Raw genomic sequence first — 25,101 nt, 5'->3', positions numbered from 1 at the left:
TGATACTTTTTCTTGTTAGGGGAGTCGCTGCTATTGAGCGTTGTATATCGTTTTGCCTTCGAATACTGTTGTTATGACTTCGGTTTCTCCAATCTCAGAAGGCTCTGCCTCAAACACATTTTGGCTTAACACCAGCATATCTGCTGACTTTCCGACTTCAATTGAGCCACTTTGTTTATCAATGCGCTGAGCCATTGCCCCATTTACGGTATACATTTCAATAGCCTGCTCGATAGTGACACGTTGTTCTGGCCAAAGCGTTTCATCAGGGCTTAAACCATTTGGGTCCTGACGAGTCACCATAGATTCCATTGCTTTCCAAGGGTTTACGTCTGGTGAGACAGGCCAGTCAGAGCCTCCGGTTGGCAAAGAGCCGTTATCAGAGAGTGTCTTCATTTCACAGTTTCGTGTTGCGCGTTCTTTGCCTAATATCTTCTCTAAGCCGGTTTGAATTGGGCTTGGATACCAGAAAATTGGCGAGAAGTTGGGCACCACATTGAGCTCTGAAAATCGAGCTATATCGCTTGGATCGACAATACACGCATGAGCAATTTCATGTCTTAGACCAGAACTCCCTTGTACCTCACGCACTTTTTCTACGGCATTGAGCATCGTTCTGCTTGCTCGGTCACCGACTGCGTGTACTTGGGTTGTGTAGCCGTTACTGTCTAGCCACATCAGGTTGGTGGCCAGTAATGTTTCTGAGTAGTTGAGTGTGCCGAGAATTTTTTGTTCTACAGGGTTGTAGGGTGCCAACATCGCTGCTGTTTTGGTCGGTGGGATGCCATCGAGCGTCATCTTGGCAAACATAGTATTGAGGTGGCCAGAGCTAGGTTTCGCCATCTTTTTAAACGCTTGCTGTTTTTGCTCTTGGGTGAGGTTGTTGTCACTCGGCCAACCCCAAGAGAGTGCGACGTTTGCTGTGAGCGAGCCTTCGTCATCTAGAGCTTTCCAGGCCTTGTATTCCTTGTCAAAAACATATGAATCTTTAACGCCAATAATACCAACTTTGTTTAACTCAGAGATTGCCTTTTGAGCGGCCATTTTATAGTCAGTGTCGGTGCGAGGTGGCACAACGGCTTGCAGTGGCTTACCTGCTTGCTCAAGAAAGAATCCAGTTAATGCTTTGTTGTTGTCTGTAATTACAAGGTTACCATAGGTATCCGCATAGCCTGCAGTGACACCGGCCTTGTCCATTGCTGCAGTGTTCGCCCACACATTGTGGTGACTGAAATCAGTGAGCAATACCGGTCGTCCTTGAGATGCCTTATCCAATTTTTTTAAAGTTTCGGCATTCGCGTGTTGTAGTGTCTCTGCACTCCAACTACCGCCGATTATCCAGTTCCCTTCTGGAATACTTTGAGCACATCCTTCAACGGTCTTAAAGATCTCATCAAGAGAGGCCGATTGTGGGAAGTTGCATTCAAACAGCAGTTTCTCACCCGCTCCAATAGGATGAATATGACTATCGTATAGGCCGGGAACAACGGTGCTGCCCTTTAGGTCGATGACCGTAGCTTGACTAGGATCTTTAAGGCTTTGTAGTGCATTGTCACCCACATAGGTGAAAATACCATCCTTAATGATCAGGGATTTTGCATAGTGATCTGGCGCTACTCCCGTATAGACATTGCCATTGACGTACGCAATGGTGGTTGTAGCGCTACTTGTAGCGTTAACCGAGTAGGAAAGTGTCGCGATAAGTGCCGAAAGCAGCAAAGGTGGGTAAGTCGTCTTCATGCGTATCCCCTGTTATGTGTGAACGTTATGGATGGCGAAAATAGTAATTGTCGGTAGCTTCTAATAAGTCACAAATAGCCCCAGCGCCTTGTTACTCAGTATTTAATTACTGGTATTTAGTGTTTTATTACTGTTAAGCGGACTGTATTTGTAAGATAATTAGTTGATATGTCAACATTCTCGCACTCAATTAGTTGATGTGTCAACTAATTATTATTGAGGACAATTAAGTGAGCCCAAGAAAAGATCCAATAAGCAGACAAGTTTCTATTCTTTATCGACAAGAGCTAAGTATCGTAAGCCACTTGTTAGAGCAGCATGATATTTCATTTTCTCAGTTGCCATTCGTTATGGAGTTATACACTGCTCAAGGGGTGTCTCAGGAAGTGCTGGTTTCGAAGGTGCAGGTGGATAAAGCCATGGCGACTCGAGTATTGAAACAGCTTGTCGACAAAGGGATGATTACTCGTAAGCGTAACCCAAACGACGCTCGTTCTAAGTTGGTTTATCCAACAGAAAAGGCATTAGAGCTTAAGCCAAAACTGATCAAAATCATTGGCGACTGGAATGATATTCTGAGTGCCGGAATTAGCGAGGAAGAGTTAGAGATAGTGAAGCGAGTTAATCGCCAAATGATTAATAATGTGAAAGAGACATTCGCTAAGTAAGTTTTTATACCCAGACTGCTATATAGCATGTCGGTCAAAACTTAATTAAGTAGTTAGTAAACCAGCGGAGTCCACTTTAATCTGCGTTTGCCGATTTTGCTACTTGCTTGTTTTTTGCGAAGAACGATAGGGTTATGGTTGTTTATTGTTCGCTTTTGAAAGTTTTTATGGTTTTCAACGGTCGTTAATTAATGAAGCGATGCTTTGTTCATTAACCAAGGCTTTATCGGGAGGTAAGGCTTTAGTTAATGGCTGAGGTATCTGCGTTTTTAAGCACTATGCTTTAGTCATGACTAAAAGAGGACTAATTATGAAATGGCTTATCTTATCTGTAACGCTATTGTTTGTGGCAGGATGCCAATCGACAGGCTCTGACACATCTTCACATGATCAAATGAATAAAGTGGATACGAGTGGGTGTAGTAGTTAATCTCTTTTTCAGAAACACCTTTTTAGCTACTGTTATTATCATTTTTGTCACTGTTCTTATAAAGAGCCCCCCCCTAAAAAGCCTTGTGATTACACGAGGCTTTCTTCTATGTAAAACAGCGTATCCCACCGACTGATGTTGTAAATTTGTGAATCTGAATTGTCTATATTCTAGGCTGTGTACTGGATCTCATTTGTTATTTGAAGCACTTGCTAAGGTTAATAATGAAATGTGCTTAATACTAATCACTTTACTCAACTTAAGAGGTTTCTATGCTAGGTGAAAATCACTCTCTTGTTCACGAATTTCCTGAAATGAAAGACAAAATTGCTGAGCTTGCTAAAACTGACGATGGCTTTGCAGCAGATATGAAGACATACGACAACCTTGATAAAGAGATTCGTAAACTAGAGCTGAAAGATTCACCCATTGATGACGGCTCGATGCACCAACTAAAACATGATCGTTCTGAGCTTAAAGATTCACTGCATGCTCGCTTAATTGCCTAGCTAGCGGGTTATTTTGCTGAATAGCTAAATTAAATAGTTAGTTAGCGAATTGCAGATTGAGACAATAAAAACTCCTTCGGGAGTTTTTTTGTTTCTGCATTCCAGTCCCTATCTGAACGCATAAGAATGTTTGGATACAAGAAACTGTAGATATAGGCAAACTCAATTAGCACTAAGGTTTTGTAAATAGGGCGGATATAAAAAAGCTTAGCGCGGGGGACGCTAAGCTTGGTTGTTAAGTATGTTCTTGAACCATGTTTAGGCTGGTGGGATTAGCCTACTTGAGAAAAGCTCACTACTTTGCTTTGTAGCTTCTCTTTCAGGTAATCCGTTACTGCTTGCTGCTCTGATTCATTCATGTACAGACCAAGCTTGGTTCTGCGCCACAAGATGTCTTCGTCAGTCATCGCCATCTCTTCATTGATCAAGTAATCGATTTCAACTTGATAAACGCCATGAGCTTCGCTTGAGAATTGGCTGCCAAGGTCAGCTTCGCTATTCGCACCTTCCAGTAGCTTCCACGTGTAAGTACCAAATTGAGTCACGTAGCGAAGCAATAGCGCTTCAGATGCCCAAGGGTATTTAGTGTGGATCATCTTCGCAAGCTGCTCTCTGCTGCAACTAAAGTTACCACCTGGAAGCGTGTCGTTAGCTGTCCATGGTGCGCCCATGTTGGTTAGGTGTGGCTCAAGCTTCTTAAGTGCCGCTTCGCCGAGCTTACGATAAGTGGTTAACTTGCCACCGAAGATCGAAAGCAGTGGTGCTTGATCTAGCTCTGCGTCTAATTCCAGAGTGTAGTCACGAGTGATTGCTTGTGGTGAATCAGATTCATCGTCACAAAGCGGTCTTACGCCACTGTATGTCCAAACTACGTCTTCACGACCGAGCTGTTTAACAAAGTGCTGGTTAACAATATCAATCAAGTAATCCACTTCGACATCATCAATGGCAACTTCACGTGGGTCGCCTTTGTATTCAAGGTCGGTGGTACCGATGATCGAGAACTTATCTAGGTAAGGGATCATGAACACAATGCGATTGTCTTTGTTTTGCAGAATGTACGCTTGTGGTTCGTCATGAATGCGTGGCACAACAATGTGTGAGCCTTTGATAAGACGAATGTTACGAGGCGAAGCCTGCTCTAATCCATCATCAAAGAACTGTTTAACCCAAGGACCAGCAGCGTTAACAAGCGCTTTTGCTTTGCGTTCAAAGCGTTGGTTTGTCATGACATCAAGGATCGTCACATGCCAAATACCACCTTCGCGGTGTGCTTTTTCAACACGGCAGTAGTTACGTACTTCTGCGTTGTTTTCTTTTGCTGCCAACACGTTGAGCAATACCATACGAGCATCATCAACCCAGCAATCTGAGTATTCGAAGCCTGTCTTCATTTCTGGTTTCAGTAGCCCTGATTTTGCTAGGTTGACTGTCTTACTTCCAGGAAGAGTGGTGCGCTTACCCAAGTTATCGTAAAGGAATAGGCCACAGCGAATCATCCAAGCTGGGCGTAAAAATGGTCGATGAGGTAAACGGAAACGCATTGGCTGAGCAACGTGAGGCGCTTTTCTTAACAAGACTTCACGTTCAGCGAGTGCTTCCGAAACCAAACGAAATTCGTAATGTTCAAGGTAGCGTAGGCCACCGTGGATAAGCTTTGAGCTAGCAGAAGACGTCGCAGACGCGAAATCATTTTCTTCGTATAAGCCAACGTTTAGACCGCGACCTGCTGCATCTGCCGCGATGCCTGCACCATTGATGCCGCCGCCAATCACGATCAAGTCTAAAGTGGAAGATGTACTGTTGTTTGAATTATTTTGTTGAGCACTCATGGTTTTGACCTCTTCTGAGCGAACGAGCATTTTAGAACATAATTGAATCCTATATGAACTTTCGTTTGCGGTCATTTATTATTTTCGTTTATGCGCGTTTTATGTGATTTGGGCATAAAAAAACCTCTGCTTATGAAAGCAGAGGTTCAAATAAGTCTAATTCGAGCATAGAAGCGACAGTGACAGCGAGCAAGTTTTACTTTTTTAACTTTTCTATAAAGAATCGTGATTCATTTAAGAAAATGGCGTCACTGAGCACTTATGTTGAGTTATTCGCTCACAGGACGAGCGGTATCGATCACTTCTAATGGTATTGCTGAATCTTTAAGGATGTTCAGAATCTCTTCCGGTGGCTGCTTATTAGTAAACACCATGTGCGCTTGAGAGATATTGCCGAGCTTAACCATCGCGTTACGACCAAACTTAGTGTGGTCTACGGCTAAGAAGATACTGCGGCTGTTTTCGATGATGGCTTGTTTCACACGAACTTCGTGGTAATCAAAATCGAGCAGTGAGCCATCAAAGTCGATGCCGCTGATACCTAAGATGCCGAAATCGAGGCGGAACTGCTTCACGAAATCGAGTGTCGCTTCGCCAACTATACCGCCATCACGGTTTCTCACTTCGCCACCCGCCAAGATAACCTTGATCTCTGGGTTCGGTAGAAGGATGCTGGCAACGTTAATGTTGTTGGTGACGACTCTTAGTTGTTTGTGGTTTTTGTTGAGTGCGCGTGCTACCGATTCTGGCGTGGTACCGATATCAACGAATAGGGTTGCACCATCTGGGATGTGCTTAACCAGTTCGTCGGCGATCACGTCTTTTTCGTTGAAGTTAAGCGCTTTACGCGTGTTATACGAGGTGTTTTCCGAGCTTAAAGGAATGGTTGCACCACCATGATAGCGACGAATTTTGTTGCTATCGGCAAGTTCATTGAGGTCTCGTCTGATGGTTTGTGGGCTGACATCGAACTTTTCAACGAGCTCTTCGGTACTCACATATCCTTGTGTTTTTACCAGATCTACAATCTGCTGGTGTCTTGGTATCTGCTTCACTTAACTTACCACTCCCTGCGCGCAAAGGGCTCTAGCGCGTCAAAATCGAAAATATAAACTCACGCTATTGTGCTCGAATTGATGAAAAGAGAGAAGTAATGATGGTAAGGAATCATGTCTAAACCGCAAAAACGCTGCGCAAAACGCGGAATTTGAGCCTGAAACGCAAAAAAGAGCACAAAATAGTGCTCTTTTTAGTTTCGTTTGCTGAGGTTCGAACAATCTAGTCGATTAGATTACTCGAGTTCCTAGATCAGCGGCTAATGATTAACGATTAGCTGAGTACTTAGTATTACTCGTTGTCATCGTCATCGTGTAGCTCAGACCAAACCTGTGCACACTTGATAGCACGTTTCCAACCTTTGTAACGGCGGTTACGCTTCTCTTCGTCGTGGTGCGGCATGAATGTGCGGTCAAGAACGGCTTTGTCTTGAAGCTCATCAATACTGTCCCAGAAACCAACCGCTAGGCCTGCAAGGTAAGCGGCACCCAGAGCGGTTACTTCCGTTACTTCAGGGCGATGAACTTCAGTATCTAGCACGTCAGATTGGAATTGCATTAGGAAGTTATTCGCTACTGCGCCGCCATCAACACGTAGGTTTGCTAGCTTGATGCCCGAGTCAGCTTGCATCGCGTCTAGTACGTCACGCGTTTGGTAAGCAATACCTTCCAACGTTGCACGGATGATGTGGTTAGAGTTTACACCACGAGTCAGACCAACAATCGTACCACGAGCATAAGCATCCCAGTATGGCGCGCCTAGGCCAGTAAACGCAGGAACTACGTAAACGCCGTTTGAAGAATCCACTTTCGTTGCAAAGTACTCAGAGTCTTCTGCGCCAGCCAGCAGCTTCATTTCATCACGTAGCCATTGGATTGATGCACCGCCCATGAATACCGCACCTTCTAGTGCGTATGCTGGTTCGCCTTTAGGGCCACATGCTAGCGTTGTTAGTAGACCGTTTTTCGAGGTTACTTTCTCTTGGCCTGTGTTCATTAGAAGGAAACAACCCGTGCCGTAAGTATTCTTCGCTTGGCCTGCTTCTACACACATTTGACCGTAAAGTGCAGCTTGTTGGTCACCCGCAATACCCGCGATTGGGATACGAGTACCGCCTTTACCACCAAGGTTCGTTTGACCGTATACCTCAGAAGAGCGTTTTACTTCAGGCATCATGATTGAAGGAATACCCATCTCATCAAGTAGCTTCTGATCCCAGCATAGGTCATTGATATTGAACAACATAGTACGTGATGCGTTAGTGTAATCCGTAACGTGTACACGTCCTTGAGTCATTTTCCAAACCAACCAAGTATCAACCGTACCGAACAACAGTTTGCCTGCTTCAGCGTCTTCACGAGCGCCTTCAACGTTGTCTAGAATCCATTTTACTTTGGTACCTGAGAAATACGGGTCAAGGACTAAGCCAGTATTGTCACGTACGTAGTCTTCTAGGCCACGTGCTTTAAGGTCTTCACAGATGTCTGCAGTACGGCGACACTGCCATACGATTGCGTTGTAAACCGGTTTGCCCGTTTCTTTGTTCCAAACAATGGTGGTTTCACGTTGGTTAGTGATACCGATACCCGCGAGTTCGTCGCTGCGAATGCCTGCTTTAGCAAGCGCTTCAACCAATGTAGAGCTTTGAGTCGCCCAGATTTCCATTGGATCGTGCTCAACCCAACCCGCTTTCGGGTAAATCTGAGTGAATTCTCGTTGAGAAGAACTAACGATGTTTGCATCGTGATCGAGGATTACAGCGCGAGAACTTGTGGTGCCTTGGTCTAGGGCAACAATGTATTTTTGCTCGGTCATGGTAAGAATCCTTTTTCTTTTGTTATTTATATTTTAGTAAATGTAGGGTCGCTTAGGAATTAAGCTTGAGCTTGTTCAGCTTCTTCTTCTGTTTCACATTGGTTTGGAATTGTGCAGCCTTGGCCTTCTACTGGTAGGTAAGCACCGATAACACGTGGGTACAACCAACCACCAAAACACGCACCAGCAATTGGAGCAAGAATTGGAACGATGAAGTAAGGAATATCACGAGCACCGCTTAGTGCGAAATCCCAACCTGCAAAGTAAGCAAAAAGTTTTGGCCCGAAGTCACGAGCAGGGTTCATTGCAAAGCCAGTCAGTGGACCTAAAGAACCACCGATAACCGCGATAAGAATACCGATCAGTAGAGGGTTCATTGCACCGCGAGATGCGCCGTTGTTCTCATCACCTAACGCTAAAATGGCAAACATCAACACTGCAGTAATCACGAATTCCACAGCAAAAGCGCCGAAGAAAGAAAGTGAAGCATGTGGGTAAGTCGAGAAGATACCAGCAGTTGATAGTGCGTCTTGGCTGCTACGAACAAAGTTATGTGCGATTTCGTAGTCAGTAAATAGGTTGCTGTACAGGCTGTAAACCAATGCTGCAGAGCAGAAAGCGCCAAGCAGTTGCGAAATGATGTAAGGCACCACTTTCGCTTTATCAAAGCCATGGAACATGGCCAGTGCAATCGTTACGGCTGGGTTGATGTGTGCGCCTGAAACGCCGGCAGTACAGTAAATTGCAATCGCAACACCGAAGCCCCAGATGATGCTGATTTCCCATTGTCCGAATGTCGCACCAGTTAATACCAGAGCGGCCACACAGCCAACGCCAAAGAATATGAGTAATCCTGTACCGATAAATTCAGCCAAGCATTGCCCAAATAAAGAAGGGTGTTTGTTTGTTGTCATGTTCGAGTCCTTTTTAGTTTTGCTTATCTAGCACGTGTATTGTGCATATATTTGCGAACTCGAAAATAAACGAACATCAAAAGTGAGCGTTTGAGCATAAAATTGTTAATTAAAGTCACTTGAAATGTTAATCCGAACACTTTTGCTCGAAAAAGATGCTCGCATGAACGTCATTGCTCGAATTGATAGGTTGCGAAGTCGCTCAAACTACCTATATGTAAATGAATGCGCAACTGGTACGAGGAGTTTATGTTTGGATTTGTGATGCTACTTCGTGAGTGGTGGATTATTAGACTTGCTTGAGAGGGGCTATGTGATGTTCTTGCTATGTTAGAAGGGAGTTAATAAATGAGCTTATATGCATAAATGAATAAACTGCCAACTATGTTGTAGTTTGGCAGTTTTAATTTGGGTGTATGTTCTTGTTATATGATACGAACTTACCGCTCTAAACCAGAGCTGCCACTTTTCCTTTCGCTACCAATTGATCTCGGATTGAGTCATACGCCCAGTTGAACGCTATCGCGTAAAGTACGAAGAAAATAACTAGGCCGATGTCCATGATCAGTACGGTTAGGAAGTCGAGTTGTAGAACCCACATCAAGACAGGTAGAGTCACTGTCATTAAGCCAAGCTCAAAACCTAATCCGTGCAGGACACGTGTTTTCGTGGTTCTTTTGCTTCGGTCTGTTCCGTAAACTTTGTCGTATCCATAGTTGTAAACGTAGTTCCACGCCATCGCTATCAATGATATTGCGAGCGCTAAGCCTGCCATTTCACCTGCGCCATTTCCTGTAACATAGGTTGCAAGCCCTGCCATCAAAACCAAAGCAACCAATTCAAATAGCACCATGTGCAACATGCGTTCTTTATGTGACATTTTTCTAACTCTCTTTACGATTAAATAGCCGCCGATGGGCTAGTGACTTGGCTAGATAATATCTACTTAAGTGATAATATAAAGATAGTTAGTATCACATATAGTGATAATAAGTTTTTGGGAGAAGCCAAATGTACAACATTGAACAACTGAAAATGTTTGTGTATGCCGTTGAATTAGGGTCGTTTTCTGCCAGTGCTCGTCATTTGGGTAAGGTGCAGTCGGCGGTGAGCCAAGGCATCAGTAATCTTGAAATAGATTTTAATGTTGAGCTTTTTGATCGTTCGACTCGAAAGCCTTCACTAACCAAAGCGGGCGAGCAGCTGTTTAAACAGGTCAAAGCAATCGTGCTTCAGGTTGAAGATCTGAATGTGACGGTTAACGCGATGGGCAGCGGTGAAGAGGGGCTCATCAAAATTGCATTAGATGATTCATTACTGGTTCCGAATCTATCTAAGATCCTTAGTCAGTTCAGTTATCAATTCCCGGCGACTGAAGTTGAACTGGTTGCGTGTACCACAACAGAGGTCAATCCGTTAATTATCGAAGAGAGAGCCGACATTGGATTGATGTTTACCAACTTGGCTTTTGATGTCGGTTCTGAGCCATGCTTTATCGGTCACTTACCGTTTATTGCTGTGTGTCATCCAAGGCATGCGCTCGCAAAAAAAGGTGTGGCGAAACTCACTGATTTACTCCCGCATCGTCAGTTAATGTTGAGGGGAGACAAAGGTAAGGTGATGGATCAGTTTCCGCTGATTGCCGGAAAGGTATGGTGGTCAAACAGCTTTATTGTGATCAAAGAGATGGTACTCGGCAGTGATATTGGCTGGGCATACTTACCTAAGCACCTCGTCGAAGAGGAGTTGAATAAGCAGCGTTTAATGGAGATTAATGTCTCATTCGATCACAAAACATGGTCGCCGCCCGTTGATCTTGTTCTGTCTAAAACACGCTCAAAAGGTCCTGCATTACTTTGGCTTGAACAAGCATTGAAAGGCTTATTAGACGAAACTGAATAAAGAAAAGGCTCACCGCTTAGCGTGTGAGCCTTTCTGTTTAAAGTGATACTGCTTGCTTGCTTGCTAGATGTAGACGCTAGACGCTAGGTTTAACCGTCTGACCGTTGTAGTACTTGTCTTTCATCTTAAGCGCCACGTTCACTAGGTAAATCAACACAGGTACTTCAATCAGTGGACCGATAACACCGGCAAACGCTTGGTCTGAGTTGATACCGAATACTGAGATTGCCACTGCGATTGCTAGCTCGAAGTTGTTACCTGTCGCTGTGAATGCAATTGATGCGTTCTTGTCGTATTCAACACCCATCTTCTTACCAATGAAGAAGCTGATGAAGAACATCGCTGTGAAGTAGATAGTCAGTGGAACCGCAATCAGCAATACGTCCATTGGCAGTTCTACAATCATCTCGCCTTTTAGGCTGAACATCAGAATGATAGTGGCCAGTAGTGCAATCAATGTGATTGGAGAGATGCGTGGGATAAACACATCGTTGTACCACTGCTCGCCTTTCATCGAAACAAGGATCTTACGGCTTAAGAAGCCCGCTAGGAATGGGATACCAAGGTAGATAAGTACACTGTGTGCAATATCGATCATCGAGATATCAACCATCATGCCTTCGTAACCAAATACTGGTGGAAGAACACTGATGAATAGCCACGCCATAAAGCTGTAGCTCACCACTTGGAACGCACTATTTAGAGCAACCAATGCCGCGCCGTACTCTTTGTTACCGCCGCCGATATCGTTCCAAACCAGAACCATTGCCACACAACGAGCAAGACCAATTAGAATCACGCCGACCATGTAACCTGGGTGATCACCCAAGAACGTCAGCGCTAATACGAACATTAGGATAGGGCCTACCAACCAGTTCATGATCAGAGACAGTTTGATGGCTTTCTTATCTTTTACCACAGTGCCCAATAGGCTGTAGTTAACCTTAGCCAAAGGCGGGTACATCATTAAGATAAGGCCAATCGCCAGTGGAATGTTGGTTGTGCCAACAGACATAGATTCGTTCCACTGTTCGATTTGTGGGAATACGGTGCCAAGCAATACACCAAGGCCCATGGCAATAAAGATCCACAGCGTTAAGTAGCGATCGAGAAAACCTAATTTTGGTTTCATTATATTATCTCTTTGGTTGTTATCGTTAATCGTCGAAAAACGATATTTAAAGGCAAAAAATACGCTTAGTTTATTGTGTTCGACAAACTAAGCGTGGTTAATCTATTTTAAAATGGTGTCGATAAGCGATTCAAATTGCTGAATATTATCTCGGTTAATGCGATAGCACATCTTCGGTGGTATCGATTCGGCAGTGATGAAGCCTGAGGTTTTCAAGATTCTTAGGTGCTCTGATACTGTTGATTGAGCCAAACCTAATTCACTCACCAAGTCACTGTTCAAACAGCCGCCCGATTTTTCTAACGTTGAAAGGATACTCAATATACGAACTCTTGCCGGGTGAGCGAGCGCTTTCGCTAGAGTTGCCATTTGCTTTTCAGCTTCGACATCACCATGTCCGATTGGTAGAGCACAGCCATCAGTTGTAAGGCAAGTTTCGTTCATATTGATGTTTCGCTTTCTATAATCGTTAAAAGACGATTGATAGTAAGCCCATTTCTTTTAGTGGTCAACGCTAATTTATTTAATGCCTGACAAGAATGGGCAACCTTAAGGTCGATTTAAGATTTACCTACCCAGTAAAGCGGCCACTTCTGGTGTGCTGATGTGTTATTGAGCATGGCCCCAACACAAACCAATGCAATGCTACCAATTAAAACTGGGGTAAATAGGAAAGTCCAATCCACAGCCGATGTGCCAGCTAACGCGATGACGATTGGGTTAGCTCCTGCTGGCGGGTGAACAGCGCGGAAATATTGCATCAACATGATTGCCGAGCCTACCGCCATCGCCATTACTAAATAAGAATCACCAAACCCATACAGTGCGATCAACCCAACCGCGGCAGAGATAAAATGACCAGCGATGATGTTCCTTGGTTGAGCGAGAGGCGATGTTGGGACGGCAAACAAGAGAACACAAGTCGCGCCAAAAGGTGCCATCAACCAAGGAACTTTAGATTGCTCTGCGAGTAAACATAAAAACAAAATGCCTACCGTGCCACCAACAAATCCCCTTATTAACTGACTGAGCGTTGCCCGTGGTGGAAGTTCACCTCCGCCGATTAGTTTTTTCATCATCGTGATTGACCTCTTTCAGGATTAAAAATACAAAGTGTACAGATATGTACCTATTGAGTTAAACGATACAGATCTGTACACTATTGGCAACAGGTAATTTAGTAGCTGTAAATTTAGCAGCATCAAATTTTTCCCGATTTGAAAGAGTAATAGGCATGAGTAAGAAAGAACTGATCTTGGATGTAGCTGAATCTTTGTTTAACCAATTTGGGTATACCGCCGTTGGTGTAGACAGGATCCGAGATGAGGCCGCGGTTTCTAAGACATCGATGTACCGTCACTTTGGGTCAAAAACTAAGTTGATTGAAGCTGTGTTGGAAAGGCGTCACCAGCGTTTTGAATCGAGTTTAGAAGTGGCACTGGCATCGGTTTCTGGCTCACAGAGTCAGCTAAATGCATTACTGGATTGGCACTTTGCTTGGTTTGAGCAACCTGACTTCAAAGGCTGCATGTTCATGCATGCCTTGGCCGAATTTAAAGAATCCGACAGAGATATTTCTGCTCTAGCTAAAAAACATAAATATTGGCTGAAGCAGCTATTAATACGTACGATTGAATCAACAGGAGTCGAGGACTATCTAGTTCGCTCGGAAATGATGATGGTATTTTTAGAAGGGCTGATTGTAAGGTCTGAGTTCCAAAGTTTAGAATCGGATAAGTCTTATTATCACCGAACTTGGTTTGAGTTATCGGGCTTTTGCAAGTGATTCCATTAAAATGACACCAGTAAGAAGCGTCCTTACTGGTGCCGACGTGAATTACAGCTCAACCAAATTGGTCAGTGAGCTGAACGAGTCCATTATACCGTTATTTGATTCACTAGATTTTGGAAGTGGAATACCCGCATTACTATGACATTGCGCAACGATATTACTTTCACTTAGCGTTTGGCATTGGGTAAGAAGCTCGGCTACCTGTGTGTTGTTGCCTAATGCTTTATGAGCTGCGATGTATTCAGGCAAGAATGGTACTTGGGTACCGATGACTTGCTCGCCTTTCGCAAGAAGCTTGAGTGAGCTCTGTGGTTTTTTCTGATCTCGATAAGATTGTGCCGCGAGGGTAAAGGTTTGGATAGAGGCGTAATCCCAGTTTTTAATAAGCGCCAAGTTTTGTAATGCTTTGGAATCTAAATTCTGCATTTTTCGGACACCATAGAATGCAAGTCTTGGGTAAGCATGGTGCTTGGTTGGGCCAGCTACGGATTTTCTCGCGAGTTTCTCAGCGGTTTTTATATCGCCAAACTCCAATGCTTTGAATGCTTCCGATGCATACCAATAGTTCTCTTGAATCTGTTTCCCCTTACCCGTTTTCACAACTTTTTCGAATTCGACAGTTGAAAGGTGCTTTTTCCGCTCTGTGCGATATTCACGTTTTACGTACGCTGACATGTCTTTCTTACGATCCATCGGAGAGGCATGTCGGGCTGAGAAGCTTTGTAGCAGTTGTGTACCAGCTTCGTTTGCTGCTAAGTAACCCAGGTTGCTCCATTTATTGTCACTGGATAAGTGTTTTCCCGCATCACTGGCAAGGGTAACGAAGCTTTGGAATTCTTTCTTCTTCTCTTTCAGTTGCGCAGCAGTGTGGTTTTGGCTGCTATCCAGCCGCTCGAGTACAGGTGAAAATGCTCTTGGGCTGTATCCTGCCTTAACCAGTAGATCCATACCAAGTAGGTCGGCCTCATCTTCGTCGCTGCGGCTCATCGAAGAGCTTATTACATCACGGCTTAATCGATTGATGGTTAACCCCGCTCGATAAGAGTCTTGAATCAGGTTCTTGGTCGAACTCTTATTCTGGCTTGCAACCTTATAGCCGTTGACGGTTTTCTCTGCCTTCATATCCGTGATGAGCGCTGTGCTCATGGCTATATTGGCAGTTTTACTAACTAAGGCGCTTTGTTTAGCAAAATACTCATTGGTCTCATTGTGTTCTAACAAGATGTGGGAGAGTTCATGGGCAATAATAAACGCGAGCTCATCTTCAGAATCAGCGTCTGCTAATACGCCTTGGGTAATCACAATTGTATTAGGTGTTGCATATGCAGAGTAGTTGCGATCGGACGAGACCAATATCGTTATGTCTTTATCGATAGGCTTGCCCCACTCCTTGACGATCTTGGCTAAAATGCCTTCCAAATATTTATTGACGTATGGGTTAGCAATCAGGTCCTTATCAGCGGCAGCTCGAGTATTGACGATGTTTTGAAATTCTTTGCTAGTAGCCGTATTGCTTGCTGATGTGCTCTTTTCTGGTGCGTTAGTTTCAGCAAGATGTTGGTCAATAAATCTGCCATCGAAGGACTCATATTTACTGCTCATTAAATTGTTGATGCTGTCAACAGCACAACCTGAGATCAAAAAAGGTGCGGCGATCCAAAGTAGTTTTTTCATTAGTTACAGCCCTCACCAAGCCCCAGTGTTGCATATGTGCCACTGTCGCTTTTTGCACTGATCTTTTGGGTACTACATACTACACTTGCCACAGCTGTCTTATTCAATTGCACTTCAATTTGGTCAAACCACTTTTCTTGGCCATTGATTTTTACCATGATCATTTGCTTTTCTTGGTCATATTTTTCAACCACTAAGCCGTTTTTCTTTGGGTCGGGCAGAGTGTTCTTTGGTACATCTGCACAGTCATTGTTTTTATCACAAACCCAAACGTTGTCGACTAAAAAATCGATAACCTTGATTTGTTCTTGCGCCATCACAACTGATGGTACGAGACCAATACCTAAGCCTAAAACTAACGTTGATAACGATTTCATAAATGTTCCTTATTTACTGAATGTTTGTTGTTTATTGTGTCTTTCTTAATTTATGTTTTGTGTTTTTTGCGAATAGACAGACCCTTTCCTTATAAGTTTGGAGTTTTGGTCTGAAAGCTTCAAAAATGAAGAAGAAAAAGATGGGTAGATCGATAAAAATAATTAGGATTAACCCGTACCAGTTTGGAGCTCCCACATTGAGCACGAAATGGGAGACCGCCACTGAAATGCCGATGACCGCGATGATAATAAGTATGGGCACGAAAGCGCCCCATAGTTTTTGTTGTTCATTGAAATGCTGGTTTTCTTGTTGCTCTAAAAAATTGAAACGAAACCAAATAACAAGAAACAGAACTATGGTTTGCACCGATATCTCGACCATGTCAGCAATGCTCAAATTGAATAGACCTGTATCGGCGGGTGATCGCCAGTACTCGCCATTGAGCGTTACTAAGTTATCGAGTGCCATAGCATGAAAATAGACGCCTGGAAGCGTGCCATGGACCGGCGAAACTACGAGGTCAACCCCACCAGTAACATGATAGCCAACCAATACCATTTTCCCTTGAATCGCTTGTTTTAGTTCACGAGAACCTGCAGATCCAGGAGCACTGAGCTTCGATGCCGCTATGGTGAGAAAAGGCGGACAGCGTTTTCTGAGTGTAGCATCGACATCATTTTGATCTTGTATGCCTTGAGTAAGGCTTACGACAAGTAACTCTTTTAACTGTTGTAACTGGTTGGCATGTTCCCCACAGTCAAACCCAAGTGGAAAAAATGACTCCTGCTTACTAGCGTGTTTGTTACTCCATTGAACAATGACAGCGTCATCCATATTGCCGATAGATGTGGTATCGCACTGTTTATCTCGTGTACACCAGTCTTGGTACATCGCAGCTGCAACGGTGTTCATTGTCTTATCATTCCATGGGACAGACAACGGGTAGTAGCGTCCTTCACCACTCCAAGATACCGCTGCCAGTTGTGCGACATTTGCTATTTTGTGTCTCAATGATTCCGGATCATTAAGTCTTTGTTCAGTGTCATAAGTGGTATTACTGGCCATAAAAATGGGAAATTTTTGGTTATCGAGTGTTTGTAACCAACGGTTTAGGTTATCTGAGTGCTCGTGGTGTTGAAGAATGTCGTAGAACATTGAATCGGGTTCGAAACGAGAAATGGTTTTGAGTAGTCGTGCAAGATTTCGATAGCTCACCGGGTAGGTCTTGGTTGCGTCTATGTATTGATCATCAATCAACACTACTACAATTTCATCAGAAACGGTTTGGCTAAAAAACGGTGACCAGAGTCTAAGTATATGATCTTCGTAATGGTCTTCTGCTGAATTTCGGATGCCCAACGGGTCAACGATAAAAACGAGAAGTATGAGAGCTGTGGTGACTAACGCTTTACAAAAAATTTCTAAACTAAAGGACATGAATGTTGGCCGTCGATAATCCATAGGTGATTTGTTGGTAAACAACTGGTTGCAAATTTGTTTAAAAAAATAGCACTGTAGAGTTGTGTTTTATGGGAGCAATATCACAAATGAAATTGGTATTTATAAATGAAACAGTAAGTTAGCGATAAGTCTCACTTTTCAAGGTGGGTATTGATTTATTCATCAATTTAAATATGCGTTCGGGACAAGAAATCGAGTTAGGTATTAAGATATACTTTTGATCTTAATCTGCGGAGGCAGGTATAAAACAATAATTTAAGGTAAGCCCTGAAATGCCACAACAGAACATCAAATTTATCGCTGCTGATATGGACGGCACTCTGCTTAATGAACACGGAAAGTTAGACCCAGAATTCTTCAATCTTTATGAGCGACTAGAAGCTCAAGACATCATTTTTGCTGCGGCATCGGGCCGCCAGTACTACAGCTTGATGGAAACCTTTTCCCCGCTAAAAGATCGCATGATGTTCGTTGCTGAAAACGGCACATTAGTGATGCACAGAGGCCAAGAGCTCTACAGCTGCTTACTTGATACTGATGCCATCAAAGACATCATCAAAGAAGCGCGTGCCATTGAAGGTGCACATGTGGTGCTTTGTGGTAAGAAATCAGCGTACATCGAAACCAAAGGTGAGCGTGCTTTAGCGGAGATCTCTAAGTACTACCATCGCCGAGAGCAAGTAGAAGACTTACTGGCGGTAGAAGACGATTTCATCAAGGTGGCTATCTGTCACTTCGACGGTTCACAAGAGAAAGTGAACCCAACTATTGATGCAAAATTCGGTGAGAACTACCAAGTGGTTGTGAGTGCAAAAATTTGGTTGGATGTGATGAACGCTGAAGCGTCAAAAGGTGCAGCGATTAAGCATCTACAGAACACATTAGGTTTCACTTACGAGCAGACCATGAGTTTTGGTGACTACCTCAATGACTTGGAAATGCTTAAAGAGAGCTACCACTCTTACGCGATGGAAAACGCACATCCAAAGTTAAAAGAGATCGCACGTTTTGCTGCGCCAAGTAACGTTGATGCGGGTGTGTTCCAAGTGCTTGAGAAGTTGCTAGCGTAACGCTCTTAAGCTCCACAGATTTTTATCAAAGCCAACTCGTGAACATGAGTTGGCTTTTTTGTTGGCTGCTGGCGTATTTAGCTGGTTTGAACGATTGTTCAAAATGGTGTAACTTGTATTGGATACGCCTAATCAACGATATTTGGAATGACGATGAGCAACAAACTTCAACTCGATATTATTTCTGACGTAATGTGCCCATGGTGCGTGGTCGGCTACAAAAACTTAGAGCAAGCCATTACGGAACTTGGCTTAGCGGAGCAAATTGAACTTGAATGGCAGCCGTTTGAGCTGAATCCCGATATGCCGCAAGAAGGTGAAAACCTGCGTGACCATATCATGAGAAAATACGGCTCTAGCGCAGAAGAGAGTCAAAGTTCACGTGAACAGCTTGCGGCGCGTGGCCAAGCGGTAGGGTTCGATTTCAATTTCTACGACAGCATGAGAATGGTTAATTCCCGTCATCTGCATGTGCTGCTCGATTTCGCGTTGGCGCATGGCAAACAGACTGAGTTAAAGCTACGCTTCTTTACTGCTCATTTTTCAGAGCAGAAAGATCTGTCCGATCTTGAGGTTATCGCACAAGAGCTTGAAGCCGTTGGGCTAGATTCGACGAAGGCATTGAAACGCCTAAAGAACATCGATAACTTGAAGCAAATTGAAGCGCAAGAGTTTGAATGGCAACGCATGGGGATCTCTGCGGTTCCTACTGTGGTATTCAACCGTAAGAGTGCAGTCACAGGCGCGCAGACGGTCGAAACGTACAAGCAAATTCTTCAAGAACTTATTGCTGAATCATAAGCCGATTATTGGTATTCATTAGAGTCTGAATTACATGGAATCATTGTCACTCGCTCAAGCGCAAAAACTGGTATTGCTTTCGCAAAAGCTGCCGCCTAAGAAGTTGCCACCTAAAAAACAACGTAATGGGGGCGCTTTGGCGAACACGCTGTCTGCGATTGAAAACCTTGGCTATGTGCAAATTGATACCATCTCTGTGATTCAGCGAGCTCACCATCATACGCTGTGGAATCGCAATCAAGACTACCAACTCAATCATCTTGATAAGCTGCTAGAGCGTCGAGAAGTGTTTGAGTATTGGTCGCACGCCGCCGCGTATTTACCCATGCGTGACTACCGTTTCAGCTTGCATCGAAAGAACGGGTTTGCGAGCGGTAAGCTTAAGCATTGGTATAAAAAGGATGATGCACTGATGGCGTATGTTCTCAAACGTATTGAGAACGAAGGGCCATTAATGGCGAAAGACTTTGAAGGGGATAGACCAAACCCCGGAGGATGGGGCGGTAAACCTGCCAAACAGGCACTAGAGACTTTGTTTATGCAAGGTGACTTAATGGTGCCGAGTCGAGTGAACTTCCATAAGGTGTATGACCTAACCGAACGAGTTTTGCCGAGTGGCATTGATACCTCTGAACCAACGGAACAAGAGTACATCGAGCACCTGATCATACGTTATCTCGAAGCCAATGGAGTAGGGATTGCGACGGAAATGAGCTATCTCCTCAAGAACACGAAACCTCTGATTCAGACAACACTCCAGCAGATGCTTGAAGATAAGCAGTTGATGAAAGTAGATATTCAAGGCTCGGATTATTATGTGTTGCCGGATGCTTTTGAGCTGTTGAATCAACCTCTTTCTAGAACCAAGTTAAAGATACTGTCTCCGTTTGATAACTTGTTGATTCAACGAAAGCGAATGCAATCATTGTTCAACTTTGACTACCTTCTTGAGTGCTATGTTCCAGAAGCCAAGCGCCAGTTTGGTTATTTTAGTTTGCCGATTTTGTGGCAAGGTGAGCTGGTGGCACGAATGGATTGCAAGGTCGACAGGAAGAGTGGCTTACTCAATATTCGTAACTTGGTTGTGGAAGATCGAATCAAAAACCATGAATCATTAGTTCATGCCTTATGCGGTGAGCTAAAACACTTCATGGTGTTTAACCAATGTGATGAAATGATCGTTCACAACACCACGCCTTCTGAGCTTGGTAAGCGCTTGATGAGTCATTGGCAAACGGTTTAGCAGTTTTGTTGTTTAGAAAACGCTTCGTTACGTAGAAGCCTCTTTGCTAATTCGTCAGCGCTTAGTTACTCAGAAAGAGTGGCTAGCAAAAACTCGACAAAGGTTCTGTTCTTCAATGACAGTTGCTTGGTCTTGTACAGTAAGTGAATCGGTTTTGGTAACGGTGCCATGCCGGGTAAGATCTCCAATAGCATTCCACGCTCAATTTCTTCTGCGACTAAGATAGTTGGTTGCAACAAAACGCCCACGCCTTGTAGGGCGGCATATCGCAATACATCCCCATTATTTGACATCAAACGCGCACACCCTTTATTCGGTGCGGTTTGAGTTGCTTGGTGATTCTGAGGTTCTCCGGGTTGAGGTTCACTATTTTGGATATGGCGGATGTGAGTATCACGTCCAATCACATCACGACGACTGCTATAGCTGAACCCTAGCGACGGGTGTTGTGCAAGGTCTTCCAACATGCTGATCTCAGCATGTTGGTTAAGGTATTCAGGAGCTGCGCAATAACACATCTCATAATCCCCTAAGTATCTTGCGACCAAGCTAGAGTCAGACAGGTCGCCAATTCGCACAATCAAATCAATGTCGGAAGAATAAGGATCGACAAGGTCGTTGTTCAGCACGAGTTCGACGTTGATTGTTGGGTGATTCGCGAGAAACTTCGCCACTATCGGGGCAAGTACCTTGTTTCCATAGGTGACAGGGCAGTTTATTTTTACCGTGCCTTGGGGCTGATTTTCTAAGGCTTGAATCAGGTTTTCAGCATTGTTGATGTCTTCGATAATTCGCTTACATTCCCGATAGTAAAGCTGACCAGAATCGGTTAATGATTGCTTACGTGTGGTGCGATGAATCAATTGAGAGTTGAGGCTTGTTTCAAGATAGTGAACATGTTTACTGATCATGGTCGCCGACAGGTTGAAGTGGTTTGCGGCGCTGCGAAAGCTGCCTTGCTCGACCACGTAAACGAAGACCTTCATGCTGGTTAACTTATCCATTAAACACTCTCGGTTGATAAATAATAAACAAAAGGTGAGTTTATCAATTATTAGGGGTTAATTATATTAATGGCAAACCGATAATTAACTAAAATAAGAGCGTGAAATGCCTCAAATGAACGAAACCATCTTTGTCACTGCCGAACTTAAGATTAAAGCGAACATTGAACGTGATACTGCAGTTGAAGCCATCGAACAGTTTTGCTTAGACATGCAGAGCGAATCGGGCTGCCTACAAGCAATAGCAACCTATGACCAAAACCAAAGCGATCGCGTGATCTTGCTGGAGCAATACTCAAACCGTGAAGCAATTAACCAGCATTTTGTTATGCCTCATACCCAAGCGTTTATTGAGCGTGATATAACTGAATTAGTGCAAGCATTTGAAACGCAACATGGACCTATCAAAACACAAGAGCAGGAGAGCTAAGCCATGAAGTGGGGAATATTAGGAACAAGCTTTATTTCAGGCGTAATGGCTGATGCGATCAAAGGTGATGCACAAAGTGAACTGTATGCCGTCGCTGGGCGCACAGAGAAAACACTCAATGAGTTTGCCGCGCAATATCAGCCAACATTGACCTTCAACAGCTATGAAGCTCTGATTGAAGATGATTCAGTCGACATCATCTACATTGCTCTACCAAACCACGTTCACCACGAATACGTAATTAAAGCCGCTCAAAAAGGCAAAGCGATTTTGTGTGAAAAGTCGTTATCGGTTGATATGGATAAAACCGAGCAAGCTCTGCAAGCGGTGAAAGTATCTGGTGTGTTCTTCGCTGAAGGTCTGATGTATCTAAACCATCCGCTTATCGCCAAGCTTCATCAAGAGTTGGCTACTGGTGAGATTGGTGAAGTGCGCTCTATTCAAGGTTCATACGTTGCGGCGATTGATCAGTTCGTTAACCCTGCGAGCAAGGGTGCACTGTACAACTTGGGCTGTTATCCAATGTCGCTGATTCACTCTGTCGCACAACAACAGTTTGGTGAGAGTGTATTCGATGATGTGCAGATCTCAGCAATCGGTCGACGAGGCCAAGGTGGCAATATCTGTGAATCGTCGGCGATGATGCGCTTCAATAACCGTTTTACCGCGCAAATCCATACCGCAGAAGACCACGGTTTAAAGCATGGCTTCACGATTCTAGGCAGCAAAGGCTGCATCACTCTCGACACCAATCCGTGGTTACCGACTGAAGAGAATACATTCACGGTTGAGATCTATGAAACATCGACACGCGAAGTGAAAGTCGAAGCGCAAGGCGATGGTTTCCACTATCAAGTGCGTAATATTCGCCAAGCAGTTGAGCGAGGTGATACACAACTTGCTGCACCGATGGCTACTCATCAAGACTCGCGCGTAATAATGAAGCTATTGACCGATTGGGAACAAGCGGCGAGCTAACATCTTCGTAAATTCTATATTCGCCTCATGTTTGATTGTCTCGTCAGTGATCAAGCAGGAGGCGTTTCCTCTATATCTTCCAGTCGACTCTCCCAATAAATACTTTGCATTTGAAACCGCCACAGTGTCCAATGTCGGTTAAGACAATATTGACCGAAAAACCTTATTTTTTAAGGTGTTAAATAGGATGCTTACTTCATGCGTAAATCAGATAAGAAGACCGAAAACCAGATCAGAGACGTGCTAACTGACGTTTGTGAAGGCACGTTGAAAAGCTACGATGGTTTTCTATGGGTGACTCATACGGTCAATTTCTCTTCTTTTCCACAGAGCCTAAAAATCGTCTGCGTATTCGATACCAACCAAGATAGAACGAAATTCTTAAATGACGAAGGTCAACAGAGTGCCTCTGGCGCTATCCAACAAGCGTTCAATCAGGTTGGAATTCAACTGAAGAATATCGATAAGCACGTGAGCTTCGATACACAAGAGAATTGCGACCGTGACCATCAAGGTAAGTGGAATAAAAGGCTTTAGTACTCTTACTTCTTTAGAGATCCCCTCCTGTGTTGTGATAAAAAGGTCGTGAAATGAGAAAAGCTCAAATATCGCTTAACAAGAACACACTACTAGGTGTGTTCGAGCAATTTTCAATATTAGCCTTATGGCTGCTCGCAGGAAGTGTCGTTTGGTTTGTTTGGTTTGTGTGGGGGATTAACGTTGTCCCCTTTGACGATCCTTACCTCTCTGATACTGAGTATCAACGTCTAATTGAGCAAGAAACTCAGCTGATCAATATCGGCCTATGGGTAGGTAAGCTCTATATCGCGTGTGTGGTGATGTTTTTTATTGTACGCGTTAGGAAAGTACTTCGAGCCTCAAGCGATTGATGAAATCAGTAAGGGTTTCGCTTTGAACTGTCTTAACTGTTAGATGGAAATGGTAAGGCAAAATTTAGCTTACCTCCAGTTTGTATCCCACTCATTTTGATTGTCATGGTCCAAATCCGTTTGGGCTATGACATTACTGGTGTCTATTAGTATTTATTCTCATTTATTGACTAAAAAGCTTTGAAACAGGCCGGCTCTATCTCCAACCTAATTACGTAACAAAGCTGTTGGAAAGCGCTCTAAAGAGACGAAAGCCTACGCGAAGTAGGCTTTGTTATTGTATTTACTCTTGTTACTTAATTGCAGTACAGAAGCTGACGTCTGAATGGTGAGTTTGCGGATCGTAGCTGTGGTAGAGCTCAAAACAAGGTCGGTCTTCGGTTTCAATGCCGGATTCAATGACGTTACTCATTAAATCATCCCATGCTTTTGCATATTGACCGACTTCGGTGATCGTTTGTCTCATCACCGCATATTGCCCACCGGGAAAATCTTTTAATTCGATCCCACTTGGCACTTCAGTGTCGTCTGAAACCATCAAGCAGATGTCTGTTCGGCACTTATCTGTTGGAGTGATTTCTGGATTGTCATGATAGATAAAGATGCAACTATTACTCGCTAGTCCTTTCATTTCTGCCCATTGATAAAGACGACCGCTTGGCTCTTCATAACCTTGTCCATAGGGGCCAGTCACTCGTACATACGCCAGTTTCGATGCTTCAAATTGTTGTGTTTTCATTGTCATACTCCATGTTGAAAGTTCGGAGTTAGTATATGAATTGCCGTCAGTTGCATCGTTTCCATTCTTGCGCAATGAGTGTCCAATCTTGCTATTTCGAGTTAACTCGCTGAACGCTTGGTAATCTTCGCAATCACGAAAGGCACTAGGCGTAACACCAAAGTGTTGCTTGAATGCCTTAGCAAAGCTCTGAGACGATGAAAAGCCATAATCCAATGCGACGTTAATAATAGGTTGTTTGGATTTGAAGAGATCATTGGCTGCCGCTTCAAGCCTCAATCGCCTGATGAAATCAGCAAGCGTCTCGCCTTGAACGGCCTTAAAAGTACGATGAAAATGGTAGGGTGAAAAGTTGGCTAACGCCGCTACTTCTGGCAGGTTTAATGGCTCATTAAAGCGTTTTTCTAGATAACGGATAACGGGAATCAGCCGTTTTTGATAGTCAACTTTCATTGCTTTGCTCGCCTGTCTTGGCTTGTTATTGGTATTAGACAGAGAGCCTAACCTATCCAAACAGAGTTTCAATATTCACAGTGTAAAGGTGAGATTAGGTACCGGAAATCACAGTATGTTTATGAAGGGCCCCAGATCGTTTAGGTGTTCTACAGAAGAAAAGGAAAACTGGTTGGGTAGATAACCGAGC

25 protein-coding genes are annotated in these 25,101 nt (G+C 43.9%); 11 read left to right on the top strand and 14 right to left on the bottom strand.

From position 1 onward, the window contains the following. Positions 1 to 30: 30 nt before the first annotated feature. Positions 31 to 1,740: an amidohydrolase gene (locus AC3CID_RS22725; RefSeq protein WP_488527527.1), complete on the bottom strand. Its 1,710-nt coding sequence runs from the start codon at positions 1,738 to 1,740 to the stop codon at positions 31 to 33. Between the two features lie 230 nt (positions 1,741 to 1,970). Between AC3CID_RS22725 and AC3CID_RS22720 the strand changes: the two genes are divergently transcribed. Both AC3CID_RS22720 and AC3CID_RS22715 read left to right on the top strand, forming a co-directional pair. Next, positions 1,971 to 2,408 (top strand): MarR family winged helix-turn-helix transcriptional regulator, encoded by a 438-nt coding sequence (locus AC3CID_RS22720; RefSeq protein ID WP_146455059.1) that lies wholly within the window; start codon positions 1,971 to 1,973, stop codon positions 2,406 to 2,408. A gap of 702 nt (positions 2,409 to 3,110) precedes the next feature. Beyond that, positions 3,111 to 3,347: an HP1242/YdcH family protein gene (locus AC3CID_RS22715; RefSeq protein ID WP_012600119.1), complete on the top strand. Its 237-nt coding sequence runs from the start codon at positions 3,111 to 3,113 to the stop codon at positions 3,345 to 3,347. A gap of 272 nt (positions 3,348 to 3,619) precedes the next feature. Here the strand turns inward: AC3CID_RS22715 and glpD are convergent, their stop codons facing one another. The 5 genes from glpD to AC3CID_RS22690 form a co-directional block, all read right to left on the bottom strand. Further along, on the bottom strand, positions 3,620 to 5,179 hold the full coding sequence (gene glpD / locus AC3CID_RS22710) for a glycerol-3-phosphate dehydrogenase (RefSeq protein WP_488527526.1): 1,560 nt from the start codon (positions 5,177 to 5,179) through the stop codon (positions 3,620 to 3,622). Between the two features lie 269 nt (positions 5,180 to 5,448). Next, complete coding sequence (locus tag AC3CID_RS22705) at positions 5,449 to 6,234, bottom strand: DeoR/GlpR family transcriptional regulator (RefSeq protein ID WP_004732237.1); 786 nt, start codon at positions 6,232 to 6,234, stop codon at positions 5,449 to 5,451. Between the two features lie 292 nt (positions 6,235 to 6,526). After that, the gene (glpK, locus tag AC3CID_RS22700; protein ID WP_171331211.1) at positions 6,527 to 8,050 is read right to left on the bottom strand and encodes a glycerol kinase GlpK; all 1,524 of its coding nucleotides are present in this window, start codon (positions 8,048 to 8,050) and stop codon (positions 6,527 to 6,529) included. Between the two features lie 59 nt (positions 8,051 to 8,109). Continuing rightward, positions 8,110 to 8,964: an MIP/aquaporin family protein gene (locus AC3CID_RS22695; protein WP_004732234.1), complete on the bottom strand. Its 855-nt coding sequence runs from the start codon at positions 8,962 to 8,964 to the stop codon at positions 8,110 to 8,112. Between the two features lie 448 nt (positions 8,965 to 9,412). Continuing rightward, on the bottom strand, positions 9,413 to 9,844 hold the full coding sequence (locus AC3CID_RS22690) for a PACE efflux transporter (protein WP_237298483.1): 432 nt from the start codon (positions 9,842 to 9,844) through the stop codon (positions 9,413 to 9,415). 131 nt (positions 9,845 to 9,975) lie between these two features. Between AC3CID_RS22690 and AC3CID_RS22685 the strand changes: the two genes are divergently transcribed. Further along, on the top strand, positions 9,976 to 10,866 hold the full coding sequence (locus tag AC3CID_RS22685) for a LysR family transcriptional regulator (RefSeq protein WP_237298481.1): 891 nt from the start codon (positions 9,976 to 9,978) through the stop codon (positions 10,864 to 10,866). Positions 10,867 to 10,942: 76 nt separating this feature from the next. Here AC3CID_RS22685 and arsB read toward each other — a convergent pair whose 3' ends face one another. The 3 genes from arsB to AC3CID_RS22670 form a co-directional block, all read right to left on the bottom strand. Continuing rightward, the gene (arsB, locus tag AC3CID_RS22680; RefSeq protein WP_488527525.1) at positions 10,943 to 11,998 is read right to left on the bottom strand and encodes an ACR3 family arsenite efflux transporter; all 1,056 of its coding nucleotides are present in this window, start codon (positions 11,996 to 11,998) and stop codon (positions 10,943 to 10,945) included. A 102-nt stretch (positions 11,999 to 12,100) separates the two neighbouring features. Further along, positions 12,101 to 12,442: an ArsR/SmtB family transcription factor gene (locus tag AC3CID_RS22675; protein WP_488527524.1), complete on the bottom strand. Its 342-nt coding sequence runs from the start codon at positions 12,440 to 12,442 to the stop codon at positions 12,101 to 12,103. 116 nt (positions 12,443 to 12,558) lie between these two features. After that, positions 12,559 to 13,077: an HPP family protein gene (locus AC3CID_RS22670; RefSeq protein WP_488527523.1), complete on the bottom strand. Its 519-nt coding sequence runs from the start codon at positions 13,075 to 13,077 to the stop codon at positions 12,559 to 12,561. Between the two features lie 155 nt (positions 13,078 to 13,232). On the opposite strand from AC3CID_RS22670, the gene AC3CID_RS22665 reads away from it, so the two are divergent. Next, positions 13,233 to 13,784, top strand: coding sequence for a TetR/AcrR family transcriptional regulator (locus AC3CID_RS22665; RefSeq protein ID WP_488527522.1), 552 nt, complete (start codon positions 13,233 to 13,235; stop codon positions 13,782 to 13,784). A gap of 51 nt (positions 13,785 to 13,835) precedes the next feature. On the opposite strand, the gene AC3CID_RS22660 is transcribed toward AC3CID_RS22665, so the two are convergent. The 3 genes from AC3CID_RS22660 to AC3CID_RS22650 are packed head-to-tail and all read right to left on the bottom strand — an operon-like array spanning position 13,836 to position 17,279. Further along, positions 13,836 to 15,464 carry a M48 family metallopeptidase gene (locus AC3CID_RS22660; RefSeq protein WP_488527521.1) on the bottom strand — a complete coding sequence of 543 codons (1,629 nt, stop codon included), beginning with the start codon at positions 15,462 to 15,464 and terminating at the stop codon, positions 13,836 to 13,838. Further along, entirely contained in the window at positions 15,464 to 15,841 is a 378-nt protein-coding gene (locus AC3CID_RS22655; protein ID WP_488527520.1) for a hypothetical protein, read from the bottom strand. Before AC3CID_RS22655 ends, AC3CID_RS22660 begins: the two co-directional genes overlap by 1 nt. A 31-nt stretch (positions 15,842 to 15,872) precedes the next feature. Further along, positions 15,873 to 17,279: a CHASE2 domain-containing protein gene (locus AC3CID_RS22650; RefSeq protein WP_488527519.1), complete on the bottom strand. Its 1,407-nt coding sequence runs from the start codon at positions 17,277 to 17,279 to the stop codon at positions 15,873 to 15,875. Positions 17,280 to 17,575: 296 nt separating this feature from the next. On the opposite strand from AC3CID_RS22650, the gene AC3CID_RS22645 reads away from it, so the two are divergent. The 3 genes from AC3CID_RS22645 (at position 17,576) to AC3CID_RS22635 (ending at position 20,417) form a co-directional block, all read left to right on the top strand. Then, entirely contained in the window at positions 17,576 to 18,373 is a 798-nt protein-coding gene (locus AC3CID_RS22645; RefSeq protein WP_488527518.1) for a Cof-type HAD-IIB family hydrolase, read from the top strand. Positions 18,374 to 18,526: 153 nt separating this feature from the next. Continuing rightward, positions 18,527 to 19,174, top strand: coding sequence for a DsbA family oxidoreductase (locus tag AC3CID_RS22640; RefSeq protein WP_488527517.1), 648 nt, complete (start codon positions 18,527 to 18,529; stop codon positions 19,172 to 19,174). Positions 19,175 to 19,208: 34 nt separating this feature from the next. Then, positions 19,209 to 20,417 (top strand): winged helix-turn-helix domain-containing protein, encoded by a 1,209-nt coding sequence (locus AC3CID_RS22635; RefSeq protein WP_488527516.1) that lies wholly within the window; start codon positions 19,209 to 19,211, stop codon positions 20,415 to 20,417. 65 nt (positions 20,418 to 20,482) lie between these two features. On the opposite strand, the gene AC3CID_RS22630 is transcribed toward AC3CID_RS22635, so the two are convergent. After that, positions 20,483 to 21,421: a LysR family transcriptional regulator gene (locus AC3CID_RS22630; protein ID WP_237298472.1), complete on the bottom strand. Its 939-nt coding sequence runs from the start codon at positions 21,419 to 21,421 to the stop codon at positions 20,483 to 20,485. Positions 21,422 to 21,527: 106 nt separating this feature from the next. On the opposite strand from AC3CID_RS22630, the gene AC3CID_RS22625 reads away from it, so the two are divergent. The 4 genes from AC3CID_RS22625 to AC3CID_RS22610 all read left to right on the top strand — a co-directional run bounded on the left by AC3CID_RS22625 (position 21,528) and on the right by AC3CID_RS22610 (position 23,719). After that, on the top strand, positions 21,528 to 21,851 hold the full coding sequence (locus AC3CID_RS22625; protein ID WP_237298471.1) for a putative quinol monooxygenase: 324 nt from the start codon (positions 21,528 to 21,530) through the stop codon (positions 21,849 to 21,851). A gap of 3 nt (positions 21,852 to 21,854) precedes the next feature. After that, positions 21,855 to 22,829: a Gfo/Idh/MocA family protein gene (locus tag AC3CID_RS22620; RefSeq protein WP_237298469.1), complete on the top strand. Its 975-nt coding sequence runs from the start codon at positions 21,855 to 21,857 to the stop codon at positions 22,827 to 22,829. Positions 22,830 to 23,027: 198 nt separating this feature from the next. Further along, positions 23,028 to 23,366, top strand: coding sequence for a Fis family transcriptional regulator (locus AC3CID_RS22615; RefSeq protein ID WP_488527515.1), 339 nt, complete (start codon positions 23,028 to 23,030; stop codon positions 23,364 to 23,366). A gap of 53 nt (positions 23,367 to 23,419) precedes the next feature. Further along, positions 23,420 to 23,719 carry a hypothetical protein gene (locus AC3CID_RS22610; RefSeq protein ID WP_261383211.1) on the top strand — a complete coding sequence of 100 codons (300 nt, stop codon included), beginning with the start codon at positions 23,420 to 23,422 and terminating at the stop codon, positions 23,717 to 23,719. A gap of 292 nt (positions 23,720 to 24,011) precedes the next feature. Here AC3CID_RS22610 and AC3CID_RS22605 read toward each other — a convergent pair whose 3' ends face one another. After that, entirely contained in the window at positions 24,012 to 24,911 is a 900-nt protein-coding gene (locus AC3CID_RS22605; RefSeq protein WP_102387921.1) for an AraC family transcriptional regulator, read from the bottom strand. Positions 24,912 to 25,101: the final 190 nt, after the last annotated feature.

The sequence above is a fragment of the Vibrio sp. QJM3NY_21 genome (genome assembly GCF_057785975.1).
The sequence above is the reverse complement of the archived record's forward strand: the minus strand, read 5'-3'. Positions and strand labels throughout refer to the sequence as shown.

Excerpts from the sequence above, each read along its gene's own strand:
- AC3CID_RS22725 (WP_488527527.1), bottom strand. The coding sequence starts at position 1,740 with ATGAAGACGACTTACCCACCTTTGCTGCTTTCGGCACTTATCGCGACA.
- AC3CID_RS22715 (WP_012600119.1), top strand. The coding sequence starts at position 3,111 with ATGCTAGGTGAAAATCACTCTCTTGTTCACGAATTTCCTGAAATGAAA.
- glpD (WP_488527526.1), bottom strand. The coding sequence starts at position 5,179 with ATGAGTGCTCAACAAAATAATTCAAACAACAGTACATCTTCCACTTTA.
- glpK (WP_171331211.1), bottom strand. The coding sequence starts at position 8,050 with ATGACCGAGCAAAAATACATTGTTGCCCTAGACCAAGGCACCACAAGT.
- AC3CID_RS22695 (WP_004732234.1), bottom strand. The coding sequence starts at position 8,964 with ATGACAACAAACAAACACCCTTCTTTATTTGGGCAATGCTTGGCTGAA.
- AC3CID_RS22690 (WP_237298483.1), bottom strand. The coding sequence starts at position 9,844 with ATGTCACATAAAGAACGCATGTTGCACATGGTGCTATTTGAATTGGTT.
- AC3CID_RS22685 (WP_237298481.1), top strand. The coding sequence starts at position 9,976 with ATGTACAACATTGAACAACTGAAAATGTTTGTGTATGCCGTTGAATTA.
- arsB (WP_488527525.1), bottom strand. The coding sequence starts at position 11,998 with ATGAAACCAAAATTAGGTTTTCTCGATCGCTACTTAACGCTGTGGATC.
- AC3CID_RS22675 (WP_488527524.1), bottom strand. The coding sequence starts at position 12,442 with ATGAACGAAACTTGCCTTACAACTGATGGCTGTGCTCTACCAATCGGA.
- AC3CID_RS22670 (WP_488527523.1), bottom strand. The coding sequence starts at position 13,077 with ATGATGAAAAAACTAATCGGCGGAGGTGAACTTCCACCACGGGCAACG.
- AC3CID_RS22665 (WP_488527522.1), top strand. The coding sequence starts at position 13,233 with ATGAGTAAGAAAGAACTGATCTTGGATGTAGCTGAATCTTTGTTTAAC.
- AC3CID_RS22660 (WP_488527521.1), bottom strand. The coding sequence starts at position 15,464 with ATGAAAAAACTACTTTGGATCGCCGCACCTTTTTTGATCTCAGGTTGT.
- AC3CID_RS22655 (WP_488527520.1), bottom strand. The coding sequence starts at position 15,841 with ATGAAATCGTTATCAACGTTAGTTTTAGGCTTAGGTATTGGTCTCGTA.
- AC3CID_RS22650 (WP_488527519.1), bottom strand. The coding sequence starts at position 17,279 with ATGTCCTTTAGTTTAGAAATTTTTTGTAAAGCGTTAGTCACCACAGCT.
- AC3CID_RS22645 (WP_488527518.1), top strand. The coding sequence starts at position 17,576 with ATGCCACAACAGAACATCAAATTTATCGCTGCTGATATGGACGGCACT.
- AC3CID_RS22640 (WP_488527517.1), top strand. The coding sequence starts at position 18,527 with ATGAGCAACAAACTTCAACTCGATATTATTTCTGACGTAATGTGCCCA.
- AC3CID_RS22635 (WP_488527516.1), top strand. The coding sequence starts at position 19,209 with ATGGAATCATTGTCACTCGCTCAAGCGCAAAAACTGGTATTGCTTTCG.
- AC3CID_RS22630 (WP_237298472.1), bottom strand. The coding sequence starts at position 21,421 with ATGGATAAGTTAACCAGCATGAAGGTCTTCGTTTACGTGGTCGAGCAA.
- AC3CID_RS22625 (WP_237298471.1), top strand. The coding sequence starts at position 21,528 with ATGCCTCAAATGAACGAAACCATCTTTGTCACTGCCGAACTTAAGATT.
- AC3CID_RS22620 (WP_237298469.1), top strand. The coding sequence starts at position 21,855 with ATGAAGTGGGGAATATTAGGAACAAGCTTTATTTCAGGCGTAATGGCT.
- AC3CID_RS22615 (WP_488527515.1), top strand. The coding sequence starts at position 23,028 with ATGCGTAAATCAGATAAGAAGACCGAAAACCAGATCAGAGACGTGCTA.
- AC3CID_RS22610 (WP_261383211.1), top strand. The coding sequence starts at position 23,420 with ATGAGAAAAGCTCAAATATCGCTTAACAAGAACACACTACTAGGTGTG.
- AC3CID_RS22605 (WP_102387921.1), bottom strand. The coding sequence starts at position 24,911 with ATGAAAGTTGACTATCAAAAACGGCTGATTCCCGTTATCCGTTATCTA.